Here is a 24,207-nt window from a genome sequence, read left to right as displayed (position 1 = left end):
TGATCCTTATGCGGCCACGTTTGCTGCGCGGGGCAGATTTTCGATGATCTCGCGCCATTCGCCGCGTTCGTCGGAGCCTTCCTGCCGCTTGCCGAAGAACTGGATGATCATCTCGCCTTCGGCATTGTAAGCCTCGAGCGAGGTGACATGGCCGTCCTTGGTCGGCTTGCGCACGGCCCAGGTCTCGGCGATGTGATCCTGGCGCAGATGCAGGTGGAAGGTCGGGTCCATGATATTGATCCACGGGCCCATCGACTGCACGTTGAAGATCGGGCCGGAATGGATCTGGACGATGCCGTTATTGGCGACGAAGCACATGATCGGCAGGCCCGACTTCACCGAGGCGTACATCATCTCAGCGGTCGCGGTGTTGTCGAGCTTCCAGGCATAATCGTCGCCGACGCTGCGCACGGCCGCCTGACGGCCGATCTTCAGGCGCTTCAGCATGCCGAAGAACTCGTGGGTATCGGTGAGTTTGCTCCAATTGTGGCGCAGCTCATCGCGGCTGACGTCGGCGGTTTCATCGACGGCATCCGAGGTCTTAACCTCGACGAAGTCCTGCGACTGGTCTTCCAGCTTCAATTCGGCGACGATTGCGTGATAGGCCTCGACATTCGAAGTCGGGCGCAGATGCACCTTGTGGACGGCGGTGCCAGCCTTGTCGAAATATTGCAGGCTGAGGCGCAGCTGGTCGCCATCCTTCTTGGATACGGCGAAGCCATGTTCCCAGCGGCTCGGGAAGATGCGCAGTTCGATATTCTCGCCGAGCACGATCGCAGCCTGCACGCCGGTCTTGATGTTTTCGAAGACCCCGATCTTCTCGTGCACGGCACTTTCGTTGCGCGACAGCGCCATGACTTCGCCGAGGCCGGCCACGCGTTCGAGAAGTTTCGCCGCGCTGCCATCGATGCGGGTTACGCTGATGCCGGTTTCGGCGGCGACGAGAGCCGCCTCTGAGATCTTCAGCTGCGCGGCGATCTCGCGCTCGCGCATCTTCGGATTTTCGGCGCGAAACGCGCGGATTTCGGCTGGCGCCGGTCGTGTCTGCTCGGTCATGTCTTACCCTACTTATTGAGAATGAGCTTGCCCTGACGGGTGATCTTCAGGCGATAGACCAAGCCGTCGTGTCTGATCATGATCTCGTTGGTGCCGCGGAAAAGGTCCGCGCTGTCGACGATCCGGTGTTGCGCCGCCGGCTCGCTGAGCACCGGCGCATGCTTAAAAATATCTGGCTTCTCAACCATCATTTCGGTTGGCAATTCCGTGAAGCCGGGGATCGGTAGGTCCCCGTTTGTGGTGACAATTAACTTGACTTTCTTACTCATAGTTTTTTAAAGACGCAATAGGATACTAATGCAGTCAAGTTTTTGAGATTGCTGATTTGAGGCTGCCTGACGGCGGTTCGCGACATAGCGGAGAAGGTTATGACGGTTAGGTTTGCGGCTGTTGCGGCCGGCATAGTGATGGCGGTTTCAAGCGTATGCCAGGCACAGGATGCGGCAAGCGCCAAGCTGGATGTCGAACTCAATGCTCTGGCGCCATCGCAAAAGGGCTGCATGATGACCTTCGTTGCCGAGAACAATCTTCAGGCGCCGATCAACAAGATCTCCTTCGAGCTTGCCTTCTTCAACGACAAGAATGCCGTCGACCGTATCACCGTGCTCGACTTCCGCGATCTGCCGCAGGGCAAGAAGCGCGTGCGCCAGTTCGATATGCCGAATGTCAAATGCGAGAGCGTGACGCGCATCCTCATCAACGATACGCCGGTCTGCGACGGACCGGCTGCCGGCGAATGCATGAAGGGTCTCGTCACCCGTTCACAGATTTCGGTTCCCTTCGAGGGCTAAGATAACGCCGGGGATGATCCCCGGCGGACATGTTTCAGGCTGTCCGAGGCGTAACCAATGGCGATTTCAGCGAAGTCCAGATCGAGACAGGTGCTCATCGGGGAGGTGGACACCGACGGCAGCCTGAACGACAACACGCCCGGCATGCACCCTGGCCACGAGCTTCCCGAACTGCGCAACGCGCAGCGGCAGCCAGCCGGCGAAGCGGTGATCCACTACACGCGATTTTCGCAGATACCGTCTTTTCCCGACCATCCCGAAGTCGAACCGGCTGCCCCCGCTCCCGCGCCGCCGATGGATGCGGCGGTGGAGAGGCAGAAAGACGAGCAGAAGCCGGTGCGGTGGCGGGTGGCACTGACGTGTGTCGGTTCGCTTTTCTTTCATACTGCACTAGCCGTCACACTGCTCCTGGTCATGCCCAAGCCTTCAGATGAAATGCTGATGGAGGCGGGTGAAGCCATCAGCGTCGTCATGCTCGGAAGTTCTGACGCCGATCAAAGCGCTGCCGGTGAGACCGAGGTGACCATCCAGCAAGAAATTATTCCGGAAGCGGTCGAACCCGACACGGTCAAACCCGTGGAAACAGCGGAAATGCAGCCGGAGGCCGTCCGACCGGAAACTGTCCAGCCGACCGATGCAGAGCCGGTCGAGGCCGTTCAGCCTATGCAGGAAGTTACGCGCCAGTCAGCGGAGACGGTAACGACTGCGGAACCGGATGTGCTTGTATCGGAAACCCCTGCGGAAACTTCAGTTGCGCAGCCAACGTCGGCTGTGGTGCCGGAGCAATCCCCGACGCCGATAACATCCACCGAATTACCGGTCGCAACCGCGATGCAATCCGAGCCGGAAGATATCAAGCCTGTCGAGGCAGCCGCGATTTCGCCTGAACCGGAACTGCCGACTGAAATCGCTACGCCGCAGCCGAAACCGAAGCTGGAAAAGCTCGCGGAAAAGAAGTTGGTGGAAAGAAAACAGCCCCCGAAGAAGGCGCAGGGTTCAGAAGGCGATGCCAAACAGGAGTCACGCAGGGGTGCTGCGGACGGGCAGGCAAACGCCAACTCCGACAATAATTCACGCACGTCGGGCGGAAGGAGTGGATCGGGCGGTGCATCCGAAGCCAATTACAAAGGCAAGGTCGTCTCGCGACTGTTCCGCTGCATTGACCGGATTGAATCGCGATATCGTCGCGATTCTGCATCCTTGAACGTTCGTATCACGATCAACCGCAACGGAGATATCACCGCGTCGGGCCTTGTGCGAGGTTCGGGCTTGGCCGAGGTCGATGGTGCCGTTTTGTCGCGGATCGCTTCCTGCAATCTGCCCGCCATGCCGGATGACTGGACCGGATCCTCACGCTCGTACAGTTTTCCGGTGCAAGTCACGGCTCGGTAAAATATGATAAAAATAATCAACTTTATACTTTACTATAAAAATCAAGTTTAATAAGGTCCACCCGCACACGCAGGAAGCGCGTGACGATCAATGAGCGAACGGGTGGTATATGGCTCGCAAGGGCAAGAAGGGATCGAACCGGGAGGTCCGCGACAATGCGGGTGAGGAGGCCAGCCAGGCATCCTCGGGGCGATCCAAACTGGATGGCCGCAGTTTCCTTTATGTCGGCGGCCGTGACTGCCAGGTGGCGCATCTTCGCCAGATCGCCAGCAATTTCGGCGCCGAGCTCATCCACCATGACGGCGGCCTGCGCGAGGCGGTTTCCCGCATCGATACGTTGCTTCCCTCGGTTGATTGCGTGTTCTGCCCGATCGACTGTATCAGCCACGATGCCTGCCTGCGGGTGAAGACCGGCTGCAAGAAGTTCAGCAAGGCCTTCATCCCGCTGCGCAACGGCAGCAAGTCCAGCCTGGAACGTGCGCTGCACACGATGAACGAACGAGACACTTCCCGATGAACGACCAGCGTCCCGACGGCTTTACTCTGATCGGTCTGCACAAGCTCGCCGCGCAGACCGGCGAGGGCCTCGTGCCCGAGCTCTACGAAGTTTTCCAGCAGCATGCCGAACGCCAGCAGATCTACCAGAATGTGACGCTGTTCCCGACCTGGGAAGCGCGCATGCCCGGAGAAGCCGCAACGAGACCGCTTGGCCCGGCGGCGGCAAACGGCGATAATATTCTCGTCTTTCCCTCGCGGAACGTAAGGGCGGGGAAGGAAAGCGTAGGAGAAGCCATGTATATCGCAATGAACCGCTTCAAGGTTGCAACCGGCAGCGAAGGCGATTTCGAGACGGTCTGGCGCAATCGCGATTCCAGCCTGGCTGAGGTGCCCGGTTTCGTCGAATTCCGCCTGCTGCGCGGCAAGGTCGACGAAGAGGAGGGATATACGCTCTATTCCTCGCACACGGTGTGGAAAAGCGAGGCGGATTTCCAGAACTGGACGAAGTCCGAAAGCTTTCGCGCCGCGCACCGCAATGCCGGTGACCGCAAGGCCATGTACAAGGGGCCGCCGGTTTTCGAAGGTTTTAACGTGGTCGATGGCATTTAATCGCGGTTGACGCGGTTTTCGCGGTGCTTCTGTCAGTGTTGAGCGTGCGTGAGGGTCCCTCTTCTCCCCAGCGGGGAGAAGGTGGCCCGAAGGGTCGGATGAGGGGGCCACACGGCACGCCCTTCATTGCACTTCGCTTGCGCTCAGCGCATTCGCGGCTTTGCCGCTCCCCCCCCTCAACCGCCTGCCGGCACCTTCTCCCCGCTAGGGAGAAGAGACCTGCCGCAACGCCCTGCGTCACTCCTCAGCCGGCGCAAGATATATCGGAGCGTAGCTACCCGTCAGCCGGCGAGAATTGGCCGTGAGCTTGCCATGTAAGTTGAAGCTCTCTCAAACCTTGATCCGAAACACCGCACCTGCCGCAACGGCCAGCCAGCCGAGCATCATCGCCCAGCCGCCGGTCGGGGCGGCATAGGGGAAGAGGCCGGAACCGGCAAAACGCAGTGAAACGAGATCACCCGCAAAGAGCAGTGTTCCGACAATCATCAGGAAACCGGCCAGCCAGGCGGTTCTGAGCCTGGTGGCGCCGAGAGCCAATGCCAGCAAGGCAGGGGCGTGCGCGAGACACATGGCGGATGCGGATGCCGCAAGATTGGCCTCGCCGCCGCCATGGGCGGCAAGAGCGGCCAGCGCCACGCCGGCTACGCCAAACAGGCCGGCAAACAGATAGAGCACCGGTTCCAGACGGGCGTTCAAGCTCATGATTATTCCTTGTTCTGCATGTGATAGGCGAGCCGTTCGACCGGCGCCCAGATCAGATCGCGCAACGCCTGGCTTGATATCGTTTCATCAAGGGCGCGACGGAAGCAGAGCAGCCACTCGTCGCGCTCGACAGGGCCGATCTCGGCGACGAAGTGGCGGCTGCGCAGGCGCGGATGGCCGCGTTTGTCGGTATAAAGCGGCGGGCCGCCGAGATAGCCGCTCATATATTCGTAAAATTTCTCTTCGCTGCCCTCAAGGCTCGGCGGGTGCACGGCGCGCACATTGCTTGCCTCCGGCAGCGTATCCATCAGCGCGTAGAAGCGGTGCGTCAGCGCCCGCACGACGGGATCGCCGCCGATCGCTTCATAGAGTGTGGTGACCTTTTCCGTCACGAAACCATCCCCGATGCCATCCCATTGCTCACGCCATTCCCCGATCCTTCATGCACCTGATGGAAAATGATCGCAACTGTCATAAACCTGCCGCGGCATCTCGCGCATAATGTCGGGATCGCAGGGCGTTCAGCCGATTCTTCTTGACAAAACCGTCCGGACGGTATCTTTGTAAGCCATGTCCAACGCTCACCATCGCAAGAAACAGCCCGCTCTCGTGCGCCAGCAATTGCTGGATGTCGCCGCGCGCCTTGCTGCCAGCGAAGGCATGGCCGCGGTCACGCTCGATGCGGTCTCGACCGCCTCCAGCGTCAGCAAGGGTGGGCTGCTGCATCACTTCCCGACCAAGAATGCGCTGCTTGATGCGCTGTTCGAGAGCCTGCTTGAAAAGTTCGACGCTGACATCGAGGAGCTGATGCGCGGCGATCCGCTGCCGCAGGGCCGCTTCACCCGCGCTTATGTCAGGGCGGTATCCGGTCTCAAGGATCGTCCCGACGATTCCAGGAGCTGGACGCAGGTGACGATCGCGCTTCTTGCCGAACCCCGGCTGCGTCTTCGCTGGCGCCAATGGGTGCAGGCGCGGGCGGAGGAATATATCGGCACCGACTCCTCCCTCGACGCACAGGTCGTGCGTTTCGCCGCCGACGGGCTGTGGTTCGCAGATACGTTGGAAAGCCATGATATCGACGGCGTCGTGAGACGGGATCTGATCGATCGCCTTATCGAACTGACCGGGAAATAATCCGAAGGAATTTCGCCATGAGCCAGGCTGCCGTCTACGGGCTGTTGTTTGCCGCCATCGTGCTCGAGGTCATCGGTACGACCGCGCCGCAGCTGTCGCAGCAATTTACCCGCATCGGGCCGACGGCGCTTGTCGTCGCCTGTTATGCGGCCGCCTTCTACTGCCTGTCGCTGACGCTGAAGAGCATTCCCGTCGGCATCGCCTATGCGATTTGGAGCGCTTTGGGAATCGTGCTGATTTCCTCGGTAGGGCTGATATTCTTCAAGCAGCGGCTCGACCTGCCGGCAGTCGTCGGGCTCGGACTGATCATATCAGGCGTGGTCGTCGTCAACCTGTTCTCGAAATCCGTTTCGCATTGATATTGCTGCAATATTTTCCAGGACTCTTTCACACTTCATCTGAGAGATTTTCCCCTTTGTCAAATTCCTGACAAAGGACTATGTGTTGCTTGGACGTGGAGGAGACTGAGGCGCAGCCGGCGCCGTTTTCCAAAGCGCTTTGAATTTTCTGCTTTCCCGCCTATCGATACTTCCAGGTTCTACAGGAGCACATCATGGCCATTCGCACCGTCGTCTGGGGAGAGAATATCCACGAGAATACCAATGAAATCGTCCGGGGCATCTATCCGGAAGGCATGCATGCGACGATTGCCAACGCGCTGAATACTGATCCTAGTATCTCGGCGACGACCGCGACGCTGCAGGAGCCGGAACACGGTCTCAGCGAAGCCCGCCTGGCCGAAACCGACGTGCTGACCTGGTGGGGCCACAAGGATCATGGCGCGGTCTCCGACGTCGTCGTCGAGCGTGTCGCCAAGCGCGTCTGGGAAGGCATGGGCCTGCTCGTGTTGCATTCCGGTCATTTCTCCAAGATCTTCAAGCGGCTGATGGGGACGCCCTGCGCGCTGAAATGGCGCGAGGCGGGCGAGCGCGAGCGTCTGTGGACGATCAATCAGCGACATCCGATCGCCGTAGGCATCGGTGAGCATTTCGAGCTTGAAAACGAAGAAATGTATGGTGAGCAATTCTCGGTGCCGGAGCCGCTGGAAACGGTGTTCATCTCCTGGTTCCAGGGCGGCGAAGTGTTCCGCTCGGGCCTGACCTGGCGGCGCGGCGCCGGCAACATTTTCTATTTCCGCCCCGGCCACGAGACCTATCCGACCTATCACGACGCCAATGTCCAGAAGGTGCTGATCAACGGCGTGAAGTGGGCTTATAACCCTGAGGGATCGTTGACGAGTATTACCGACGCACCAAATGTGCCGGTAGAAAAGGCACTGGAGCCGATCGTCGAACGCGGCCCGAGACTGCACCAAGCCGGCGAAGCCGGTTACCGCTGAGGAGCATCCATGCGACTACTCGTTCTTGGCACGGGGGTGATGGCGAAAAACCAGCTCGCCCGCTTCCCGCTCATCGACGGCGTGACGGTGGTCGGCGCCGTCGACACCGATCCCGAGCGGCTTTCGGCATTCGCCGACAAGTTCAACATCGAGAAGCGGTTTCTTTCACTGGAGGAGGCGATCGCCTGGGGTGAATTCGATGCGGCGACGAACGTCACGCCCGACCGGATCCATCACCCGACGACGATGGCGTTGATTGCCGCGGGCAAACATGTGTTCTGCGAAAAGCCGCTGGCGGAGAACTATGCCAAGGCGCTGGAGATGACGGAGGCGGCCGAAAAGGCCGGCGTCATCAACATGGTGAATCTGACCTATCGCAATGTCGCGCCGTTGCAGCGCGCTCGCGAGATGGTGCTATCAGGCGAACTCGGCACGATCAGGCATGTGGAAGCCTCCTATCTCCAGAGCTGGCTGGTGTCGCGCGCCTGGGGCGATTGGCGGACGGAATCGACTTGGCTGTGGCGGTTGTCTACCGGCCACGGCTCGAATGGCGTGCTCGGCGACGTCGGCATCCATATTCTCGATTTTGCCGCCTATGGTGCGGCGACCGACATCGACCACGTCTTTGCGCGGCTGAAGACCTTCAACAAGGCGCCGGGCGGCCAGATCGGCGAATATCTGCTCGATGCCAATGACAGTTTCACCATGTCGGTTGATTTCGCCAATGGCGCGCTTGGCGTCATCCATGCCAGCCGCTGGGCGACGGGCCATCTGAACGAGCTGAAGCTGCGCATTTATGGCGAGAGGGGTAGCCTCGAGGTGATCCATCGTCCCGGCGGTTCCGAGCTGCACGGCTGCCTCGGTGAGGGTGTCGAAACGGCCACCTGGACTGAGATCGAGGTTGAACCGGTGGCAACCAATTATGAGCGTTTTGCCGAGGCCGTCGCAACTGGCATTCAGCCCGACCCGAACTTCCGCCACGCCGCCAACCTGCAGAAGGTGCTCGACCTCGCCATGGTGACCGAGCGTGAGCGGCGCGAGCTGAAGGTCTGATCTGCCTTAGGATGATGTGTAATAGGGCAAGGAACGCCGCATGAAGAGCCTTCTGACAAGCTGGCCGCTTTGGGCGCTTCTTTCCGCCGGCTTTGCTGCGCTTACGGCGATTTTCGCAAAAGTCGGCGTCGAGAACGTGAATTCCGACTTCGCCACCTTCATTCGCACCATCGTCATTCTTCTGGCGGCGGCAATGATGGTTTCTATCTCAGGCAACTGGCAGGAGCCGTCCTCGGTGTCGAGCAGGAGTTGGCTGTTCCTGGTCCTCTCGGGCCTTGCCACCGGCGCATCCTGGATTTGCTATTTCCGGGCCCTGAAGCTCGGCGATGCCGCTCGTGTCGCGCCGATCGACAAGCTATCCGTCGTCTTCGTATCGGTCTTTGCCGTGCTGTTTCTCGGCGAACGCTTAACGCTTCCGAACTGGCTCGGCGTCATTCTGATTGCGGGCGGCGCTGTGCTCGTCGCCTACAGGGCCTGAACCAGCGTCGGAAGTTGCGACTAATTTCTGCGACGGCAATTCCGTAGGGCCTGGCTTCCACGGCGGCTTTTCTTTGCACCGCGTCGGATCGCTTTCAGTCTGCAATATTTTCGCGTTATGCTTTCGCATGGGCAGCTCGGCGCTTTCCTTTGGTCCGTTCCTTTTTGATCCCGTGACAGCAAGCCTGTGGCGGGAGGGCAAGTCCGTGGCGACAGGACCGCGGCCGGCCGCCCTGCTCGGCTTGCTGTTGGAGGCCGATGGGCGCGTCGTCACCAAGGCGGATCTGATAGACCGGGCCTGGCCCGGACTCGCGGTGGAGGAAGGCAACCTCACGGTCCAGATCGCCGCCCTCCGGAAGCTTCTCGGGGCAAGACCCAATGGCACGGACTGGATCGTCACCGTTCCCCGGGTCGGTTATCGTCTGCCGCGCCAGGAGGATGCCGGTATGGCGACGGTGGCGCCGCAGCCGCCGACCGTGGCGGTTCTTCCCTTCGTCAATCTCGGCGGCGACGCCGACCAGGACTATTTCGCCGATGGTGTGGTGACGGAGATCATCACCGCGCTTTCGCGCTTCCGGTCCTTTTCCGTCGTCTCGCGCCGCTCGGCCTTCGTCTACAAGGGGCGCAGCATCGATGTGCGCGAGGTGGCCGCCGAACTCGGGGTGCGTTATGTGCTCGAAGGCAGCATCCGGCGGGATGGCGCGCAGGTGCGCATCAATGTGCAACTGGTCGACGGCGTGACGGCCGCCAATCTCTGGGCCGATCATTTCGAAGACGGCATCAGCAGCATGTTCGCCTTCCAGGACCATATTACCGAGCGGGTTGCCTCGACCGTCGAGCCGACGATCGAAATCGCCGAAATCCAACGGTCGCGGCGCGACCGGCCGAACAGCCCGGCTGTCTACGATCTGTATCTGCGCGCGCTTGCCGCGATTATCGACGAGTCGATCGAAAACAATGCCGTCGCCTATGCACTGTTGCGTGAGGCGCTCGCCATTGAGCCGGAAAACGCGACAATCCTGGCGCACGCCGCCTGGGCGCTCGAACATCGCATCGCCATGGGCTGGCCGCGGCTCGGAGAGGATGATACGGCGGAATGCGTCAGTCTTGCGCGTCGCGGTCTTCAGCATTGCGCCGGCGATCCTCGCCTGATGGCGCATTGCGGCATGGCGCTGGTGCAGGCCGGCAAGGATTATGAAGGTGGCATGGCCGTGCTGGAAGCCGCCGCAGCCGCCAATCCCAATGATCTTTTCGTTGCGGCCTGTTCCGGTACCGCAGCCTTGCATTGCGGCGATATCGATCACGCGCTGGAGCGCCTGCACCGTGCACTGCGGCTCGGACCGCGCGATCCGGATGCGCGTTTTTCGCTGACCGCCATCGCGATGGCCGAAGTCATCCGCGGCAATTACCAGGCGGCAATTTCATTTGCGTCGCGCTCGCTGGCGCTTAATGCCCATTTCGACCCGACCTACTGGATGTTGATCGCGGCGCACGCGCATCTCGGCCATATGACGGAGGCGCGGCAGTTCCTGCAGGCTCTGGAGGCGATCGCGCCCGATGTGACGCTGGAGAGCATCCTGGCCGGTCAGGCGGCCAAGAATCCGCGGCGCTTCGCGCCGGTTCTGGAAGGGCTGGCGCTCGCCGGGATGCGGGCGCGCGCATAGGCTTTTGGAAGTTTTGCAGCTTTTAACGTGGCTTTAAGGACCCAATCGGCCGCTTGGGCCAGGCTGATCCCATCGAACCGGATGGAGGATCGGCTCATGCTTTCCAGTATCCATATTCTATCGCTCAACCAGGGCAAGCTTTACGGCGAGCGCATCTCGATTGAGGTGCCGCCGCAGGGTTTTGGGCTGCCGCGACCGCTTGCCGTCCTGGTCACGCTGGCCGGCCGCTGGCGCAAACGCGCGAAAAAAGGCCCCGCCGAAGCGGGGCCGGAGGTAGCCGAGCCGCAACAGGCGGCTTCGGCAGGTTGATTATTCAATCACTTGCACCACGCGGTGGGTGCTAGGCTCGACGATCACATGGCGATTGTTGATGACCGTATAGGCATATTTCGGATTGTCAGGCACCGGCGTCACGACGACATCAGCCGGAAGGGGCTTGCCGACGACGATCGGTTGCTCGACCACCACGGATGCGGTCGGAGCAGGCTGCTGCTGGACATAGGTGACGACCTCGCGCGGCGGCGGATCGACGACGGCGCCGGCAACACCGCCGGCTATGCCGCCAACAGCAGCACCTACGGGGCCACCGACGATTGCGCCGGTGATGGCGCCACCGGCAGCACCGGTGACGGCACCGTCAGCCAGAGCATTGGTGGCAAGCGACGACAGCGCAAGGGCGCTGGAGACAAGTAGGATCTTGTACATTTTGCTTCTCCTTTGCTGGGGTTGCATTTGGGTAACGACCGCGCCTAAGCGAGGTTCCGGCAAGAGAGAGTCACGCTTTGGAAGGCTGGTTCACATTCTGTGAGGCGGCCGAAGCATTCTCTGGGTGTGTTATTCCAGCCGCCGGCGGAAGAGCCAGGCGGCGGCGCTGAGAGTGACGGCGGCGATCAGCGCCAGCGGGATCGTCTGGTTCACCACCTCGCTCAAGGGGATATCCTTGAGGAAAACGCCTTTGACGATCACCAGGAAATAACGCAGCGGATTGATCAGGGTCACCGGCTGCAGCCATGCCGGCATGTTCTCGATCGGCGTCGCGAAGCCCGAGAGCAGCATGGCCGGGACCATGAACAGGAAGGCGCCGAGGATTGCCTGCTGCTGGGTCATCGATAGTGCTGAGATGAAGAGACCGAGGCCGGCGACCGAGCCGAGGTAGAAGATCGCGCTGCCGTAAAGCAGGAACAGCGAGCCGCGCAGCGGCACCTCGAACAGGAAGACGGCGGCGAGGATATAAACGGTGATGTGGAAGAGGCCGATCATCATTGGCGGGATCAGCTTGCCGATCAGGATCTCGTGCATACGCAGCGGCGAGACCATCAACTGGTCGAAGGTGCCGAGCTCGCGCTCACGGGCGATCGACAAAGCCGTGACGATCAGGCCGATTAACAGCGCGATGCTGGCGATCAGGTTCGGCACCATAAACCACTGGTAGGTGAGGTTCGGGTTGAACCAGTTGCGCGGCACCGATGAGACGATGCCGGCGCCGGCGCTTCTGCCTGCCGGTGTTTCGGCGGCAAGGGCGCCGCCGATCTGCTGGAGGTAGCCGGCGACGATCTGCGAGGCGTTGGAGCGGCGGCCGTCGAGCACCACCTGCAGATCAGCCGGCGTTCCCGCCTCGATACTGCGCGAGAAATCCGGGCCGATCTCTATCGCCGCAATCGCCGTCTGGGTATCGATCGCATTTCTGATGTCCGCCTGGCTTCCCGCCATCTCGATCCGGCGGAAGGTCGGCGAACCATCGATGCGCTCGATCAGTTCCTGGCTCCAATGACCGCTGTCGCGGTTGAGGATCATCACGTCGACATTGCGCACTTCGAGCGTCGCGGCATAGGAAAAGACAAGAAGCTGGACGATCGGCGGGCCGATCAGGATGGCGCGGCCCTTGGGATCGCGCAGCACGGCGAGCAATTCCTTGACGATGAGGGCGTAGAGTCTTGTCCACATCTCAGCCGATCCTCTTTCGGGTGCTGCGGGCCGCGAGCACGAACATGATGGCGCCGATCGTCAGCATCACCGCTATCGCTTGCCCGAACATCGGCCAGATGTCGCCGGCGAGGAACACCGTCTGCAGGCTGGGGATCAGGTAGCGCGCCGGCACGATGAAGGTGATCCATTGGATGATGGTTGGCATCGAATTGATCTCGAACAGGAAACCCGAGAGCAGGAAAGCCGGCAGGAAGGCCGAGATCAGCGCCAGCTGCGAGGCGAGGAACTGGTTCTTCGTTGCCGTCGAGATCAACAGGCCCTGGCCGAGCGCCGGGACCAGGAAGGCGGCCGATAAGGCATAAAGGGCTGCAACGGAGCCGCGGAACGGCACGCCGAAGAGAAAGACCGCCAGCAGCACGCAAAGCGTCATCGACGCCAGGCCGAGCAGAAAATAGGGCAGGATCTTGCCGGCGAGCAGTTCGACCGCCGTTACCGGCGTCGCCATCATTGCCTCCATCGTCCCGCGCTCCCATTCGCGGGCGACGACCAGTGAGGTCAGCAGCGTGCCCACAAGCGTCATGACGATGGCGATCGAGCCTGGCACCAGGAAATTGCGGCTGGTGAGCTCCGGATTGAACCAGAAGCGCTGCTCGACCGAGATGGCGAGACTACGGGAGGCGACGTCCGCCTGCCGCTGCCGCTCCCAGTTGGCGACGGCGCCCTGCGCATAATTCTGCACGAAATTCGCCGTGTTCGGGTCGGAGCCGTCGACGATCACCTGAATATCGGGATGGTTGCCGGCTGTGTAAGCCGTGGTGAAATCGGCCGGGATGATGACGATGCCGCGCACCTTGCCGAGCACGAGGTCTTCCTCGAACAGCCGCCGGTCGCGGCCGAGGGCGACCTCGAAATAACGCGAGGCCTGGAAACTGGCCGACAGATCCTGTGTCAGCGGCGTCATCTCCTCGGTCACCAGGCCGATGCGGGTGCGGGTAGTATCAAGCGAGACGCCGTAGCCGAAGAGGAAGAGCAGGATCAGCGGCAGCACGAAGGCGATGAGGATGCTGCTGGGGTCACGGATCGCCTGAAAACTTTCTTTGCGCACCAGGGCTGAAAGACGCCGAATCCGGCCGGAAGACGCGCTCATGCGGCATCCTCCGCTTCCGATTGTTGCACCAGGGCGATGAAGGCGTCCTCCATCGTCGGATCCGGCTGCTCTTTCGTCGCGACCTGGGCCTTCAACTCATCCGGCGAGCCAAGCGCGATCGAGCGGCCACGATAGATCAGCGAGATGCGGTCGCAATATTCCGCCTCGTCCATGAAGTGGGTGGTGACGAGCACGGTGACGCCCTTTTCCACCAGCGCATTGATATGCGTCCAGAATTCGCGCCGGGTGATCGGATCGACGCCGGAGGTCGGTTCGTCGAGGAAGAGGGCGCGCGGTTCGTGCATGACGGCGCAGGCGAGCGCCAGGCGCTGCTTCAGGCCGAGCGGCAGATCCTTGGCGGGTTCGTGGGCGTGGCGACCGAAATCGAAAATGCTGACCATCAGCTCGATCCGCTCGCGCTTGCGCTGCCCGCGGAGGCCATAGACGCCGGCGAAGAATTCGAGATTCTGCATGACGGTGAGGTCGCCGTAGAGCGAGAATTTCTGCGCCATGTAGCCGAGCTGGTTGCGGGCTTCGGCGGCATCGCGGCGAAGGTCGAAGCCGGCGACGCGACCTTCGCCTGCAGTCGGCTTCAACAGGCCGCAGAGCATCTTGAAGGTGGTGGATTTGCCGGCGCCATTCGGGCCGAGCAGGCCGAAGATTTCGCCGCGGCTAATATCGAAGCTGATGTCGTTCGCCGCAGTAAAATCGCCGAAGCGCTTGGTCAGGCCCTTGGCCTCGATCACCGGCCGGTCGCCCTCGGCCTTCAGCGGCTCCTGAGCCTCGGCAAGCCGGGAGCGGCTGCCGGGACCGCCGCCCAGCATGTCGACAAACGCATCCTCGAAGCGGGGCGGGGCCGGGGCTAGCGATGCGCCGTCGCCGGCCTTGCCGATATCGGGCTTTTTGTCCTTGGCCGCCACCAGGCGGATCGCGTCGCCCTGCATCACGCCGTCGATGACGCCATCGGCCTGCAAGAGTTCGGCAAGCACCTGCCGGCGGCGGCCGGTAGCATTGGATAGTCTGAAGACCCGGTCATTGACACGCTCGGTCATCTCCTGCGGTTTTCCCGAGAAGAGCAGCTTTCCTTGATTGAGCAGCAGCACATGGTCGCAGGCTTCCGCCTCGTCCAGATAGGCGGTCGACCAGAGCACGCCGATGCCCTCTTTCGTCAGGTTCTCGACCATCTTCCAGAGGTCGCGGCGCGAGATCGGGTCGACGCCGACCCCGGGTTCGTCGAGCAGCAGCAGGCGAGGCTTCTTCAAAAGCGCGCAGGCCAGGCCGAGCTTTTGCTTCATGCCGCCGGAGAGTTTGCCGGCCAGCCTGCCGGTGAAACGCTTGAGATCGGTGAAGGTGAGCAGTTCATCGAAGGCGCCGGCGCGTTCGCTTTTCGCCAGGCCGCGCAGATCGGCATAAAGATCGAGATTTTCCTGCACCGAGAGGTCTTCATAGAGGCCGAAGCGCTGCGGCATGTAGCCGATCGCTGCCTGGATGCCGGCGGCGTTCTTCCTGGTGTCGAAGCCGAGAACTTCCACTGTCCCCGCATCGGGCAGCATTAGGCCGGTCATCAGACGGATCAGCGTCGTCTTACCGGCGCCGTCTGGGCCGACCAAGCCGGTGATCGCGCCGCCGCCGATGACGCCGGAGATGGCATCGAGGGCGGCGGGTGCATCGCCGAAGCGTTTGGTGACGCCGTCGATCCGGACGAGCGGCTTGTCGTCCGGATCGATCTGAGGGGTGGTCTCGGCGGCGGTCATCGTCCTTCTGCCGTCGGCGAGGCAAGGCGCACCGTGACCGGCATGCCCTGGCGCAGATCAGGGCCGGGCTTGTCGATGACGATCCTCAGGCGGTAGACGAGGTCGGACCTGAGTTCCGGCGTCTCCACCGATTTCGGGGTGAATTCGGCGACCGGCGAGATGAAGCCGACCGTGCCCTCATAGGGCTTGTCGGGCGCAGTATCAGAGGCAACGGAAACCTTCATGCCGGGATGGATGCGGCCGAGATCGGGTTCGGCGACATAGCTGCGCACCCAGACCGGCTCGGTCAGCGATAGTACGAAAACGGTATCGGCCGGCGAGACGATCGCGCCATTTTCCCGCACACGCGAGAGCATGACGCCGTCATTCGGGGCGCGCAGCTCGGTATCTTCTAGCGACGTGCGGGCCGAGGCAAGGCTCGCCTCGGCAGCCTTCACCTGCGCGTCGGCTGCGGCGATATCCTCGACGCGCGAACCCTCCTGCAGCAGCTTCAGCGCCTCGTTGGCGGAGGCGGAGCGGGCGGCGGCCATCGCCTTTGCCGCGGTCGCCTGGTCGAGGCTTGCCTCGGAAATCGTGCCCTGCGGGCGCAGCTGGCGGGCGCGATCGTAAGCGAGGTTGGCATTCTGCAGATCGGCGAGGCTCTCGTCATAGGCGGCGCGCGCCTGGGCGATCTCGGTCGGCCGCGGCCCGGCCTTCAGCTTGACGAGCGTTGCCCGAAGGGCCGCGACATTGGCTTCTCCGGAGCGGACGGTAAATTCATAGGGTGCGGCATCGAGCTTGGCCAGGACCGTTCCGCTCTTGACCACATCGCCCTCATCGACTCGGAGTTCGGAGAGGCGGCCGCTGACGCGGAAACCGAGCGAGACCTGGCGAATATCGACATTGCCGTAAAGGACGAATTCGCGGTGGGCCTCGGGCAGCCAGCCGAGCTTTTCGGGCAGGCCGTACCACCAGGCGGCGGCGCCTGCCGCGACGAGGAGAAGGAGGGCGACAGGCAGGAGGCGTTTCATGTTGCGCCTCCGTTCTTTGACGGGCCGAGCACATCGACCAGTTCGGCGGCGAGGCCGCGCAAGATTTCCACCTGTTTTGGGCCGACGGCGTCCCATTCCATCTGGGCAAGGACGGCCGCATGGGTGACGCGAAACACAAGAATGCTGCCGATAAGGGTGAAGGTGCGCAGGCGTACATGCTCGGAGGCGGGGTCTTCAGCGAGGATGGCGCCGATCAGCCGCCGGCCCATCTCGATCATCGGCCGCATGATGCCCTGATAGACCCGTGTGAAGGCTTCGGTCGGCTCCATCTGCTCGCGGATCAGGAAGCGCGCCCAGGATTCGGATTCCTTGCCGACGAAAAGCGTCACCATCGTCTGTAGAATTTCGGTGAGGAAGCGACGGGCTTCAGCTTCGGCAAGCGGCTTGTTCGCGGCGTCCAGTGCCAGGAGATGCGCGCCGATGCGCGCCCTCATGTCGCCGACATGCGTGTCGATGCGGGCCATCAGATATTCGGCGGTGGCGATATAAAGGCCTTCCTTGCTGCCGAAATAATAGGGGATGGCCTGCAGGTTGACGCCGGCGGCTTCGGTCAGCTGGCGCGTCGAGGCGCCGTCGAAGCCGTAGCGCCCGAAGACGTCGAGAGCAGCGGACAGCATCTTCTGACGCGCGATGTCGGCGCGGGCTGACGCTGGCGGAACCTGGTTGTCGCGTTGTTGGGTCATGACAGTTTTATAACGCCGCTGACAAAATAAGTCAATCGATTGATATATTTTGAATGGCAAACCGAGTTAAGCCTGGTCTATCGCTAGCCAATCAGAGGGCGTTAAAGCCGAGATTGATGAGATGATTGATGTTGCGCTCAGCCTTCCGCGTCGATCGTATCAACTGGTTCAGCTGCCTGCCGTGGGCCAGAAAAAGCAAAGAGGTCCGTGGCGACGGACCTCTTCAAGCCTCGGGGTCGGCTGCTAACAGGTAGCAATGCACTATCGCTAATTTTGACGACACTAATGTGTCTGGTGCCATTCGCTGGGGAACAAAATGTTTTGCGGTTTTTTCTATTTCCACGGTCATTTTTTGACACAAAACTGCCTTGCTCTTTCCGTATCGCGGATGCAATGCGTATCCAGATTTATATTATCGCGCTGCTGCTCAGCGCCATCATGTGGTCGATCTCGTTCGATGCGGCGCGGGAATCCTATCATGCCGCGCAGAGCGCGGGATTGATGCCGAACCTGCATATCAACAAGAAGCTGGATCGCGTCCTCTAGACCGCGATGCAGCGTCAGTTCGTCGGCATGTATTTCGCCGATGTACGCTCTCAGCCTGCGGGCCGAATGCATTTTTTACCATGGTTCCGAGACCTTTTCCGAGAAAAACAAATTTCGTAAAATTTGACTGATCCGCTTAAAAGCCCTGCAAATACTGATGTGTAGAGTGTTCCCATGAAAGCGACCGAAGCGTGGACAGACGCGTCGATCGTTTGGAGACGGGCGAACCGAAAGCCCGCCGATCCGCAAACGGGGACTTCGACATGCACAAAACTCTCGCCGCCATCGCTTTGACTCTAACCATCACTGCCGCGACCGGGCCGGCGCTCGCCATCGGTCCCGCCAGCCTTGGCCGCGACCTGATGTACACCTCCGCCATCGGCCATTCGCCCGAGGTCCCGTTGACGACACGCGCTGGTTTCGTGCGCCCAGCTGTGCCTTTCGTCCTGCGCAGCCCCGCCACGGTCGCAGGTGAAAGCTATCAGCTCAAGGCCTATTCGCAGCGCCTGACTGTTGTCGTCGACTATGTGTTTGCGACTGCCATTGACGTCGTAGAGGCGGTGACGCTTCTGCGCTGACGTCTTAACTGAAACAGTTCGGCAGATAAGTTAGGCGTCGAGTTCGCCGCGCACGTCGAGATACCAATCGACGAAGGCCCTGACGCCGACGTCCAAAGTCGTATCCGGCTTGTAACCCGTCAGCGCGACGAGCAGATCGGGGGCCGCAAAGGTGCGCGGCACGTCACCCTTCTGCATCGCCAGCATCTTGCGGATGGCAGGACGGCCGAGCGCCTTTTCCACCGTTTCGACGAAATCCATCAGGCTAACCGGCTGGCCGCCGCCAATATTGACGACGCGGAAGGGGGCTTGGCGCGAAAGCGTTTCGACCGCCACGTTGTCGAGACGGTTATCCTCGCCAGGCGCGATTGCCGACAGCCTGACGATCCCCTCAACGAGATCGTCGATATAGGTGAAGTCACGGCTCATATTGCCTTCGCCGTAGATCTCGATCGGCTGGCCTTCGAGCATGTTCTTGGTGAATTTGAACAATGCCATGTCGGGCCGGCCCCATGGGCCGTAAACCGTGAAGAAGCGAAAGGCCGTGGTCGGAATCTTGTGAAGATGGGCGTAGCTATGCGCCATCAGTTCCATCGATTTCTTCGTCGCGGCATAAATGGTCAGTGGCTCGTCGGCGCGATCGGTCTCATGGAAAGGCACGGTCGCATTGGCACCGTAGATCGACGATGTCGAGGCCAGCATCAGGTGGCGGATTTCGACGCGCCGGGCGATTTCCATGATGTTCCACGAGCCTTCGACGTTCGATCGAAGATAGGCCTCGGGATTTTCCAGGCTGTAGCGCACACCGGCCTGGGCGGCGAGGTGGATCAGGATATCCGGCTTGGCCGCGACAACAGCTGCCTCCAGCGCTTCGCGGTCCTCGAGCATTGATATGACGGGCTTGAAGGACGGAAACTGGGAGAGAGCGGCATGGCGCATCTCCTTGAGCTTGACGTTGTAATAGGGAGTGAGGCCGTCGAAACCTGTGACCTCGTGCCCCTCCTGCAGCAGGCGCCTGGCCAGATGAAAACCGATAAAGCCGGCTGTGCCCGTAATAAAGTAGCGCATTCCCACCTTCTCTCGGCTCGCTGCCGATGGCAAAAGCCGATTCCGTATCGCGTGACCCCACTTACAAGATAAGAAGAGGCCGAGTCGATAGATCTTTGAAAGAGAAGGCGGCGGCCGCCATTGCTGCAGTGGCCGGCATATTCGCCTGCCGGACGACGGCGGCCCGTCGATGTCGTCCAAGGCCGGCCGCGGCATCGGTCATTATGTTGCATTGCGGCATAGTCGCCTGCATGTTATGGCCGGCGGGTCGTCTGCAAGCAGGTCGGGATCGATGAGAGAGATAATTTATTGGATTCTCTGTGCGTTTCTGACCGTTGCCATCGCGATCGTGTCCTTACGCTATGTCACGAACTTCTGGCTGCTGTCCTTTCTCTACAGCTTTCAGATGCACTTCGGCGTGGTCTTTGTTGCCGCCAGCCTGATCATTCTGGCTGTCAGACGACAGATTTACGGCTTCGTCCTGCTGTTTGTCTCGCTTCTGCTCCTCGCTCACGGCGTCATCATGCTGCGCGAGTTTTCGGGGGAGGAGAGAGGCACGGACAGGCCGCCGCTTTTTCGTCTGATGTCGTTCAACATCGCGATCGACAACTGGACAAACTCGACTGCAATCACCGACATGGTGATCGCTTCGAACGCCGATGTCGTCAATTTGCTGGAAGCCAAGCCGCTGACCTTCCATTTGCAGCAATTGTTCAAGGCCTATCCCTATCATATCGGCTGCGACACCGGGAAGGATACGTGCGATACGCTGGTGCTGTCCAAACGCCCGTTCGTCAGCCGGCAGGTCGCAAGCATGGGCAGTCTGCGGAAAAACAGGCTGGTTATATCGAGCGTCGAGTTCGGCGGCGAAACCATCAATCTGGTTTCGGCGCATCTGACCAAACCATACTTCGACGATTTCCAGATGGCTGAATTGGAAGATCTCGCCAAAACGCTTGGTTCGATCGACGGCCCTGTGGTGCTGGCAGGTGATTTCAATTCTTCGTCAATCGCCCCGAGCATCCAGGCTTTCCTGCGTAAACAGGGACTGAAGACGATCGCGCCCGAACCGGCGACATGGCCGATTGCGGCCGGCTCATGGGGGATCGCCATCGATCACATATTTGCGCGCCCGCCGCTTCATCTGACATCGCTGAGGCGTCTCGATGACAATCTTGGCTCGAACCATTCCGGTTTGATCGCCGAATTCGTTCTTGACGGGAACGGTGAAAATTCACCGGCAAAATAAGTTGCCGGTCAAAGTCAAAATTTCGTCCTGCCGCCCTTCTTGTCGATCATCTGAAATTTCTCGCCGTCGGTCTTCACGTTGACGCAGTCGGTCGACTTGTTGGGAAAGCGGACGCACACCTGGCCATTGCTTATTTTATAGCCATTGGCATTGCCCTGGCGATATTCGTAACCGTTGCTGCTTTCTTTTAGTTCCGACGTGCCCGGCAGGTGCTCGCGGATTTCGGCCTCGCTTGCGGTTCGCATCTTTCCGGTTTCGGCAAACGCCATTCCCGGGACCATGATTGCAAGAAATCCGGCGAGGGCGGGCAGGATGCGCATCAGGGGATATCTCCAGTCATGTCTTTCGGTACGTGCATTCTACGAGACTTCCAATAGCGAATTCAACAGCGATGGCGGTCGCGCCGGAAAAGTCGGCGCATTGTTTGGGCCTGGCCGGCAGTTCGGCTACGATGTTACGTTCTTCCGAACTCATCGACAATGCGGATGATATCGTCCTCGCCGAGATAGGAGCCCGTCTGTACCTCGATCAGTTCGAGGAGGATCTTACCGGGATTGGCGAGGCGATGGACTTCGCCGAGCGGAATATAGACGCTCTCGTTTTCGCGCAGCATCCGCACGGTCTCTCCGACCGTCACCTCGGCCGTTCCCTTGACGACGACCCAGTGTTCGGAGCGATGGTGGTGTTTTTGCAGCGAAAGCTTCTTGCCCGGCGTAACGAAGATACGCTTCACCTGAAAACGATCGCCGTTGAAGATCGAGGTGTAGCCGCCCCAGGGACGATAGGATGTCGGATGGGTTTCGGTGAATTTCGCCGTGGCGGAAGAGGAGGCCAGCATCTTGACCAATTGCCCGACATTCTGGCTGTCTTTGAGCGGTCCGACATAGACGGCGTCTTCGCTGGCGATGACGGCCACATCCTCCATGCCCTGGACGGCAAGATGCACGCCGTGGGTCATGACCAATGAGTTGCGCGTATTGACGACGGTGGTGTTGGCAGCGGCGACATTGCCGTTGTCATCACGCACGCCCGATTTCCAGACGGAATCCCAGCTTCCCATGTCCGACCATTTGAACGGCGAGGGGACGACGGCAGCCTTGGAGGTCTTTTCCATGATCGCGTAGTCGATTGAGATGTCGGGGCTCTTGGCGAAATGGTCGGCGTCGAGGCGGGTAAAGTCGAGGTCGCGGCTTGCCTTGGAAACAGCCTTGCTCGCCGCTTTCAGCACATCGGGGGCATATTCCTGCAGTTCGTCGATGAGTTCCGCCACCGGGAACATGAAGATGCCGGAGTTCCAGTAGAAGCCGCCGTCGGCGAGCATGCGCTCGGCCTCTTTCAACGCCGGCTTCTCCACGAAGCGGCTAACCTTGTGGGCGCCGTTTTTGAGCGCATCGCCGATCTCGATATAGCCGTAACCGGTTGCCGGCTCGGTTGGGCTAATGCCGAAGGTGACGAGCTTGCCGTCAGCCGCGGCGTCGCGGGCGATGCGGATGCAATCGAAATAGCTCTTGTCGGCGAGGATCTCGTGATCCGAGGCAAGCATCTGGATGATGGCGTTCTTGCCGAAGAGCTCGGTGGCAAGGGTGGCGGCGGCGGCCACCGCGGCGGCGGTGTTGCGGGCGACGGGCTCAAGCAGCACGGCGGCGAGTGGGACGGCTAGCGCGCGGGCCTGCTCGGCGACCAGGAAGCGGAATTCCTCATTGGTGACGACGATCGGGGCTTCATAAAGCTCCGGGTTGGAAACGCGTTCGAGCGTCTCCTGAAACAGCGTCTTGTTGCCGACGAACTGGATGAACTGTTTCGGTGCGGTGGCACGGGAGAGCGGCCAGAGCCGCGTGCCTTTGCCGCCGGCCATGATCACGGGAACGATTTTCTGCGTCATAGGCGGGTTCCTTGAAAAAAGCTTGTTCGTGGCATGTTTAGCGGGCGTCTGCCCAGTCCGTAATTCGGGTGAGCCCTGTCTTCAGCAGATCCAGGGCGTCGGTTTCGCTCCCGGCTTCAACGTAGCAGCGCATTTCGGGCGCATTGCCGGAAGGGCGGAAGTGAATGATCCTGCCGTCTTTCAGCGTCACGCGAAGGCCGTCGATGTCGGATTTCGCCGCCACCTCGCCGACCGGCTGCAGGAAAGCGACAAGGTTTTCATTGGAGGCGCGCAGATGCTCCATCAGCGCAGCACTCGTCTCCAACGGAAAATTCTCCAGGCGATCGGCGGCGGCAAAGGGCAGATGATAGGAGGCGGCAACCGCCGAAAGCGATTGCCTGCGAGTAGCGGCGAGCGACAGGATCGCGAGCATCGGAAGAAAACAATCGCGCGTCGGCAAGGCGCGAACGGATCTGCCGTTGATATCGAAAGGGGTTGCGGTCAGCAGCCCGCCATTGGCTTCAAAGCCCATCACATGATCCGCGCCGGCGGCTACGGCCTCGTCCATGTCCGCGATGACGAAGGGCGAGCCGACGCGGGTGCGCCTGACGGCGAAAGAGCCTGCGGCCTCGATGCCGGAATTGGAGGTCACCGGTGTCACTACCGTGCCGGCGCCGAGAAAATTGGCTGCGACAAGGCCGAGAAGGTCGCCGCGCAGCGGCATGCCGGTTTCGTCTGCGACCAGCGGGCGGTCGCCGTCGCCATCGGTCGAGACGATCGCGTCGAACTTGTGCTCGGACGCCCAGCGCTTCAGCAACGTGACCGTCTCGTCGGAAACGGCCTCGGTGTCGACGGGAATGAAACTCTCCGAACGCCCGAGAGCGGAGATTTCGGCGCCGTAATGGGCGAGAACGTCGACCAGCAGGTCGCGGGCGACAGTGCTGTGCTGGTAGACGCCGATCTTCAGGCCGGATAGCGCGCCTTGCGGCAGCAGGCCGGCATTACGTTCGAAAAAGAGCTGCCGGCAGATCGCCTCATGATCTTCGGTCTTACCCGGTGCCTCTGCAACGGCCTCGCCGGTTCGTTCGATCTCGGCCGCCCGTCCGGTGATATCCGCCTCGTCCGATTTGTCGATCTCCCCGTCGGGGCGATAGAACTTGATGCCGTTGCGGTCTGCCGGAATATGCGAGCCCGTAACCATCAGGCACGCCGCGTTGCTCTCGAGGCCATAGAGGGCAAGGGCGGGTGTCGGGACATTGCCGCAGTCCAATACCCGGAAGCCGAGCGCCGCGAGTGCGCCGGCACAATTTCCGGAGATTTCAGGGCTCGAATCGCGAAAATCGCGGCCGATCAGGATGGCATCGCCGACCTGCGCTTTGCCGGTCTGCAGCAGATATTTGCCGAACGCCGTTGCATAAAGCGCAGAGGCGCGTCCCTTGAGATCCACTGAAAGCCCGCGAAGGCCGCTCGTGCCGAATTTCATTTGAAGACATGTCTCCGGTTTATCTAACGGTTCTACTCAGGCCGCCTGCCGGCGTAAATACCAAAGCCGTCATATAGTTAAACGGAAGACCGTGCCGCGGACAGCCTCTTGTCATCTTCTCGGGCCGATTCCGAAGGTGTAGACCCATTGCCGAGCCGACAGGCATTGCAGCGTAGATCGATTTTGTTAGAACCGTGTGTCCGTTGTT

Annotated in this window: 28 protein-coding genes and 1 pseudogene; 15 read left to right on the top strand and 14 right to left on the bottom strand. The window is 60.9% G+C overall.

Going from position 1 to position 24,207, the window contains the following annotated elements; all coding sequences use genetic code 11:
* Positions 1-6: 6 nt before the first annotated feature.
* Together RLEG4DRAFT_RS27760 and hemP are read right to left on the bottom strand one after the other, a co-directional pair.
* Complete coding sequence (locus RLEG4DRAFT_RS27760; RefSeq protein WP_003581788.1) at positions 7-1,056, bottom strand: hemin-degrading factor; 1,050 nt, start codon at positions 1,054-1,056, stop codon at positions 7-9.
* Between the two features lie 8 nt (positions 1,057-1,064).
* A complete protein-coding gene (gene hemP, locus RLEG4DRAFT_RS27755; protein ID WP_037094281.1) occupies positions 1,065-1,247 on the bottom strand; it encodes a hemin uptake protein HemP in 183 nt (60 codons plus the stop codon).
* Positions 1,248-1,424: 177 nt separating this feature from the next.
* On the opposite strand from hemP, the gene RLEG4DRAFT_RS27750 reads away from it, so the two are divergent.
* The 5 genes and pseudogenes from RLEG4DRAFT_RS27750 (at position 1,425) to RLEG4DRAFT_RS27730 (ending at position 4,346) form a co-directional block, all read left to right on the top strand.
* Positions 1,425-1,847 (top strand): hypothetical protein, encoded by a 423-nt coding sequence (locus tag RLEG4DRAFT_RS27750; protein ID WP_003581785.1) that lies wholly within the window; start codon positions 1,425-1,427, stop codon positions 1,845-1,847.
* Positions 1,848-1,904: 57 nt separating this feature from the next.
* A complete protein-coding gene (locus RLEG4DRAFT_RS27745) occupies positions 1,905-3,239 on the top strand; it encodes a TonB C-terminal domain-containing protein (RefSeq protein WP_003581784.1) in 1,335 nt (444 codons plus the stop codon).
* A 109-nt stretch (positions 3,240-3,348) separates the two neighbouring features.
* Positions 3,349-3,756: a DUF2325 domain-containing protein gene (locus RLEG4DRAFT_RS27740; protein ID WP_003581783.1), complete on the top strand. Its 408-nt coding sequence runs from the start codon at positions 3,349-3,351 to the stop codon at positions 3,754-3,756.
* Positions 3,753-4,013 (top strand): annotated as a pseudogene (locus tag RLEG4DRAFT_RS27735) (hypothetical protein); the annotation flags it as partial. The gene RLEG4DRAFT_RS27740 and the pseudogene RLEG4DRAFT_RS27735, both read left to right, overlap by 4 nt.
* A gap of 18 nt (positions 4,014-4,031) precedes the next feature.
* On the top strand, positions 4,032-4,346 hold the full coding sequence (locus tag RLEG4DRAFT_RS27730; RefSeq protein WP_037094874.1) for an antibiotic biosynthesis monooxygenase family protein: 315 nt from the start codon (positions 4,032-4,034) through the stop codon (positions 4,344-4,346).
* 330 nt (positions 4,347-4,676) lie between these two features.
* Here RLEG4DRAFT_RS27730 and RLEG4DRAFT_RS27725 read toward each other — a convergent pair whose 3' ends face one another.
* Both RLEG4DRAFT_RS27725 and RLEG4DRAFT_RS27720 read right to left on the bottom strand, forming a co-directional pair.
* A complete protein-coding gene (locus RLEG4DRAFT_RS27725; protein WP_003581781.1) occupies positions 4,677-5,048 on the bottom strand; it encodes a DUF423 domain-containing protein in 372 nt (123 codons plus the stop codon).
* 2 nt (positions 5,049-5,050) lie between these two features.
* Positions 5,051-5,440, bottom strand: coding sequence for a group II truncated hemoglobin (locus tag RLEG4DRAFT_RS27720; RefSeq protein ID WP_003581780.1), 390 nt, complete (start codon positions 5,438-5,440; stop codon positions 5,051-5,053).
* Between the two features lie 178 nt (positions 5,441-5,618).
* Here RLEG4DRAFT_RS27720 and RLEG4DRAFT_RS27715 point away from each other — a divergent pair, with 178 nt between their 5' ends.
* The 7 genes from RLEG4DRAFT_RS27715 to RLEG4DRAFT_RS27685 all read left to right on the top strand — a co-directional run bounded on the left by RLEG4DRAFT_RS27715 (position 5,619) and on the right by RLEG4DRAFT_RS27685 (position 11,024).
* Positions 5,619-6,182 carry a TetR/AcrR family transcriptional regulator gene (locus RLEG4DRAFT_RS27715; protein WP_003581779.1) on the top strand — a complete coding sequence of 188 codons (564 nt, stop codon included), beginning with the start codon at positions 5,619-5,621 and terminating at the stop codon, positions 6,180-6,182.
* Between the two features lie 17 nt (positions 6,183-6,199).
* Positions 6,200-6,541 (top strand): SMR family transporter, encoded by a 342-nt coding sequence (locus RLEG4DRAFT_RS27710; protein WP_003581778.1) that lies wholly within the window; start codon positions 6,200-6,202, stop codon positions 6,539-6,541.
* 194 nt (positions 6,542-6,735) lie between these two features.
* Entirely contained in the window at positions 6,736-7,521 is a 786-nt protein-coding gene (locus tag RLEG4DRAFT_RS27705; RefSeq protein WP_003581776.1) for a ThuA domain-containing protein, read from the top strand.
* 9 nt (positions 7,522-7,530) lie between these two features.
* Complete coding sequence (locus tag RLEG4DRAFT_RS27700) at positions 7,531-8,574, top strand: Gfo/Idh/MocA family protein (RefSeq protein ID WP_003581773.1); 1,044 nt, start codon at positions 7,531-7,533, stop codon at positions 8,572-8,574.
* Between the two features lie 40 nt (positions 8,575-8,614).
* Positions 8,615-9,052 carry an EamA family transporter gene (locus RLEG4DRAFT_RS27695; RefSeq protein ID WP_003581771.1) on the top strand — a complete coding sequence of 146 codons (438 nt, stop codon included), beginning with the start codon at positions 8,615-8,617 and terminating at the stop codon, positions 9,050-9,052.
* Between the two features lie 127 nt (positions 9,053-9,179).
* On the top strand, positions 9,180-10,715 hold the full coding sequence (locus tag RLEG4DRAFT_RS27690; RefSeq protein WP_003581770.1) for a winged helix-turn-helix domain-containing tetratricopeptide repeat protein: 1,536 nt from the start codon (positions 9,180-9,182) through the stop codon (positions 10,713-10,715).
* A gap of 96 nt (positions 10,716-10,811) precedes the next feature.
* Positions 10,812-11,024 carry a hypothetical protein gene (locus RLEG4DRAFT_RS27685; protein ID WP_003581769.1) on the top strand — a complete coding sequence of 71 codons (213 nt, stop codon included), beginning with the start codon at positions 10,812-10,814 and terminating at the stop codon, positions 11,022-11,024.
* On the opposite strand, the gene RLEG4DRAFT_RS27680 is transcribed toward RLEG4DRAFT_RS27685, so the two are convergent.
* From RLEG4DRAFT_RS27680 to RLEG4DRAFT_RS27655, 6 genes are all read right to left on the bottom strand, one after another.
* Positions 11,025-11,420 carry a DUF1236 domain-containing protein gene (locus tag RLEG4DRAFT_RS27680; protein WP_003581767.1) on the bottom strand — a complete coding sequence of 132 codons (396 nt, stop codon included), beginning with the start codon at positions 11,418-11,420 and terminating at the stop codon, positions 11,025-11,027.
* 129 nt (positions 11,421-11,549) lie between these two features.
* On the bottom strand, positions 11,550-12,659 hold the full coding sequence (locus RLEG4DRAFT_RS27675) for an ABC transporter permease (protein ID WP_003581765.1): 1,110 nt from the start codon (positions 12,657-12,659) through the stop codon (positions 11,550-11,552).
* A 1-nt stretch (position 12,660) separates the two neighbouring features.
* Positions 12,661-13,788: an ABC transporter permease gene (locus tag RLEG4DRAFT_RS27670; protein WP_003581763.1), complete on the bottom strand. Its 1,128-nt coding sequence runs from the start codon at positions 13,786-13,788 to the stop codon at positions 12,661-12,663.
* Positions 13,785-15,542, bottom strand: coding sequence for an ATP-binding cassette domain-containing protein (locus RLEG4DRAFT_RS27665; RefSeq protein WP_003581761.1), 1,758 nt, complete (start codon positions 15,540-15,542; stop codon positions 13,785-13,787). Before RLEG4DRAFT_RS27665 ends, RLEG4DRAFT_RS27670 begins: the two co-directional genes overlap by 4 nt.
* Positions 15,539-16,552: a secretion protein HlyD gene (gene hlyD, locus RLEG4DRAFT_RS27660; RefSeq protein WP_003581759.1), complete on the bottom strand. Its 1,014-nt coding sequence runs from the start codon at positions 16,550-16,552 to the stop codon at positions 15,539-15,541. The genes RLEG4DRAFT_RS27665 and hlyD overlap by 4 nt, the downstream gene beginning before the upstream one ends.
* A complete protein-coding gene (locus RLEG4DRAFT_RS27655) occupies positions 16,549-17,256 on the bottom strand; it encodes a CerR family C-terminal domain-containing protein (RefSeq protein WP_003581758.1) in 708 nt (235 codons plus the stop codon). The genes hlyD and RLEG4DRAFT_RS27655 overlap by 4 nt, the downstream gene beginning before the upstream one ends.
* Before the next feature lie 393 nt (positions 17,257-17,649).
* Between RLEG4DRAFT_RS27655 and RLEG4DRAFT_RS41030 the strand changes: the two genes are divergently transcribed.
* Both RLEG4DRAFT_RS41030 and RLEG4DRAFT_RS27650 read left to right on the top strand, forming a co-directional pair.
* Entirely contained in the window at positions 17,650-17,802 is a 153-nt protein-coding gene (locus RLEG4DRAFT_RS41030) for a hypothetical protein (protein ID WP_003581757.1), read from the top strand.
* 191 nt (positions 17,803-17,993) lie between these two features.
* Entirely contained in the window at positions 17,994-18,380 is a 387-nt protein-coding gene (locus RLEG4DRAFT_RS27650; protein ID WP_037094276.1) for a hypothetical protein, read from the top strand.
* 30 nt (positions 18,381-18,410) lie between these two features.
* Here RLEG4DRAFT_RS27650 and RLEG4DRAFT_RS27645 read toward each other — a convergent pair whose 3' ends face one another.
* Entirely contained in the window at positions 18,411-19,427 is a 1,017-nt protein-coding gene (locus RLEG4DRAFT_RS27645; protein WP_003581755.1) for an NAD-dependent epimerase/dehydratase family protein, read from the bottom strand.
* A gap of 271 nt (positions 19,428-19,698) precedes the next feature.
* Here RLEG4DRAFT_RS27645 and RLEG4DRAFT_RS27640 point away from each other — a divergent pair, with 271 nt between their 5' ends.
* Positions 19,699-20,655: an endonuclease/exonuclease/phosphatase family protein gene (locus RLEG4DRAFT_RS27640; RefSeq protein WP_003581754.1), complete on the top strand. Its 957-nt coding sequence runs from the start codon at positions 19,699-19,701 to the stop codon at positions 20,653-20,655.
* A 14-nt stretch (positions 20,656-20,669) separates the two neighbouring features.
* Here the strand turns inward: RLEG4DRAFT_RS27640 and RLEG4DRAFT_RS27635 are convergent, their stop codons facing one another.
* From RLEG4DRAFT_RS27635 to RLEG4DRAFT_RS27625, 3 genes are all read right to left on the bottom strand, one after another.
* The gene (locus RLEG4DRAFT_RS27635; protein WP_003581753.1) at positions 20,670-20,975 is read right to left on the bottom strand and encodes a hypothetical protein; all 306 of its coding nucleotides are present in this window, start codon (positions 20,973-20,975) and stop codon (positions 20,670-20,672) included.
* A 134-nt stretch (positions 20,976-21,109) separates the two neighbouring features.
* Complete coding sequence (locus tag RLEG4DRAFT_RS27630) at positions 21,110-22,537, bottom strand: mannose-1-phosphate guanylyltransferase/mannose-6-phosphate isomerase (protein WP_003581751.1); 1,428 nt, start codon at positions 22,535-22,537, stop codon at positions 21,110-21,112.
* 37 nt (positions 22,538-22,574) lie between these two features.
* The gene (locus tag RLEG4DRAFT_RS27625) at positions 22,575-23,999 is read right to left on the bottom strand and encodes a phosphomannomutase (protein ID WP_003581748.1); all 1,425 of its coding nucleotides are present in this window, start codon (positions 23,997-23,999) and stop codon (positions 22,575-22,577) included.
* Between the last annotated feature and the right edge of the window lie 208 nt (positions 24,000-24,207).

This window comes from Rhizobium leguminosarum bv. trifolii WSM2297 (assembly GCF_000271845.1).
This window is presented reverse-complemented; position numbering and strand designations above follow the sequence as displayed.

Bases quoted from the DNA above. Each gene is read 5' to 3' on its own strand.
- RLEG4DRAFT_RS27760 (WP_003581788.1), bottom strand. From the start codon at position 1,056: ATGACCGAGCAGACACGACCGGCGCCAGCCGAAATCCGCGCGTTTCGC.
- hemP (WP_037094281.1), bottom strand. From the start codon at position 1,247: ATGATGGTTGAGAAGCCAGATATTTTTAAGCATGCGCCGGTGCTCAGC.
- RLEG4DRAFT_RS27750 (WP_003581785.1), top strand. From the start codon at position 1,425: ATGACGGTTAGGTTTGCGGCTGTTGCGGCCGGCATAGTGATGGCGGTT.
- RLEG4DRAFT_RS27745 (WP_003581784.1), top strand. From the start codon at position 1,905: ATGGCGATTTCAGCGAAGTCCAGATCGAGACAGGTGCTCATCGGGGAG.
- RLEG4DRAFT_RS27740 (WP_003581783.1), top strand. From the start codon at position 3,349: ATGGCTCGCAAGGGCAAGAAGGGATCGAACCGGGAGGTCCGCGACAAT.
- RLEG4DRAFT_RS27730 (WP_037094874.1), top strand. From the start codon at position 4,032: ATGTATATCGCAATGAACCGCTTCAAGGTTGCAACCGGCAGCGAAGGC.
- RLEG4DRAFT_RS27725 (WP_003581781.1), bottom strand. From the start codon at position 5,048: ATGAGCTTGAACGCCCGTCTGGAACCGGTGCTCTATCTGTTTGCCGGC.
- RLEG4DRAFT_RS27715 (WP_003581779.1), top strand. From the start codon at position 5,619: ATGTCCAACGCTCACCATCGCAAGAAACAGCCCGCTCTCGTGCGCCAG.
- RLEG4DRAFT_RS27710 (WP_003581778.1), top strand. From the start codon at position 6,200: ATGAGCCAGGCTGCCGTCTACGGGCTGTTGTTTGCCGCCATCGTGCTC.
- RLEG4DRAFT_RS27705 (WP_003581776.1), top strand. From the start codon at position 6,736: ATGGCCATTCGCACCGTCGTCTGGGGAGAGAATATCCACGAGAATACC.
- RLEG4DRAFT_RS27700 (WP_003581773.1), top strand. From the start codon at position 7,531: ATGCGACTACTCGTTCTTGGCACGGGGGTGATGGCGAAAAACCAGCTC.
- RLEG4DRAFT_RS27695 (WP_003581771.1), top strand. From the start codon at position 8,615: ATGAAGAGCCTTCTGACAAGCTGGCCGCTTTGGGCGCTTCTTTCCGCC.
- RLEG4DRAFT_RS27690 (WP_003581770.1), top strand. From the start codon at position 9,180: ATGGGCAGCTCGGCGCTTTCCTTTGGTCCGTTCCTTTTTGATCCCGTG.
- RLEG4DRAFT_RS27685 (WP_003581769.1), top strand. From the start codon at position 10,812: ATGCTTTCCAGTATCCATATTCTATCGCTCAACCAGGGCAAGCTTTAC.
- RLEG4DRAFT_RS27680 (WP_003581767.1), bottom strand. From the start codon at position 11,420: ATGTACAAGATCCTACTTGTCTCCAGCGCCCTTGCGCTGTCGTCGCTT.
- RLEG4DRAFT_RS27675 (WP_003581765.1), bottom strand. From the start codon at position 12,659: ATGTGGACAAGACTCTACGCCCTCATCGTCAAGGAATTGCTCGCCGTG.
- RLEG4DRAFT_RS27670 (WP_003581763.1), bottom strand. From the start codon at position 13,788: ATGAGCGCGTCTTCCGGCCGGATTCGGCGTCTTTCAGCCCTGGTGCGC.
- RLEG4DRAFT_RS27665 (WP_003581761.1), bottom strand. From the start codon at position 15,542: ATGACCGCCGCCGAGACCACCCCTCAGATCGATCCGGACGACAAGCCG.
- hlyD (WP_003581759.1), bottom strand. From the start codon at position 16,552: ATGAAACGCCTCCTGCCTGTCGCCCTCCTTCTCCTCGTCGCGGCAGGC.
- RLEG4DRAFT_RS27655 (WP_003581758.1), bottom strand. From the start codon at position 17,256: ATGACCCAACAACGCGACAACCAGGTTCCGCCAGCGTCAGCCCGCGCC.
- RLEG4DRAFT_RS41030 (WP_003581757.1), top strand. From the start codon at position 17,650: ATGCGTATCCAGATTTATATTATCGCGCTGCTGCTCAGCGCCATCATG.
- RLEG4DRAFT_RS27645 (WP_003581755.1), bottom strand. From the start codon at position 19,427: ATGCGCTACTTTATTACGGGCACAGCCGGCTTTATCGGTTTTCATCTG.
- RLEG4DRAFT_RS27640 (WP_003581754.1), top strand. From the start codon at position 19,699: ATGAGAGAGATAATTTATTGGATTCTCTGTGCGTTTCTGACCGTTGCC.
- RLEG4DRAFT_RS27635 (WP_003581753.1), bottom strand. From the start codon at position 20,975: ATGCGCATCCTGCCCGCCCTCGCCGGATTTCTTGCAATCATGGTCCCG.
- RLEG4DRAFT_RS27630 (WP_003581751.1), bottom strand. From the start codon at position 22,537: ATGACGCAGAAAATCGTTCCCGTGATCATGGCCGGCGGCAAAGGCACG.
- RLEG4DRAFT_RS27625 (WP_003581748.1), bottom strand. From the start codon at position 23,999: ATGAAATTCGGCACGAGCGGCCTTCGCGGGCTTTCAGTGGATCTCAAG.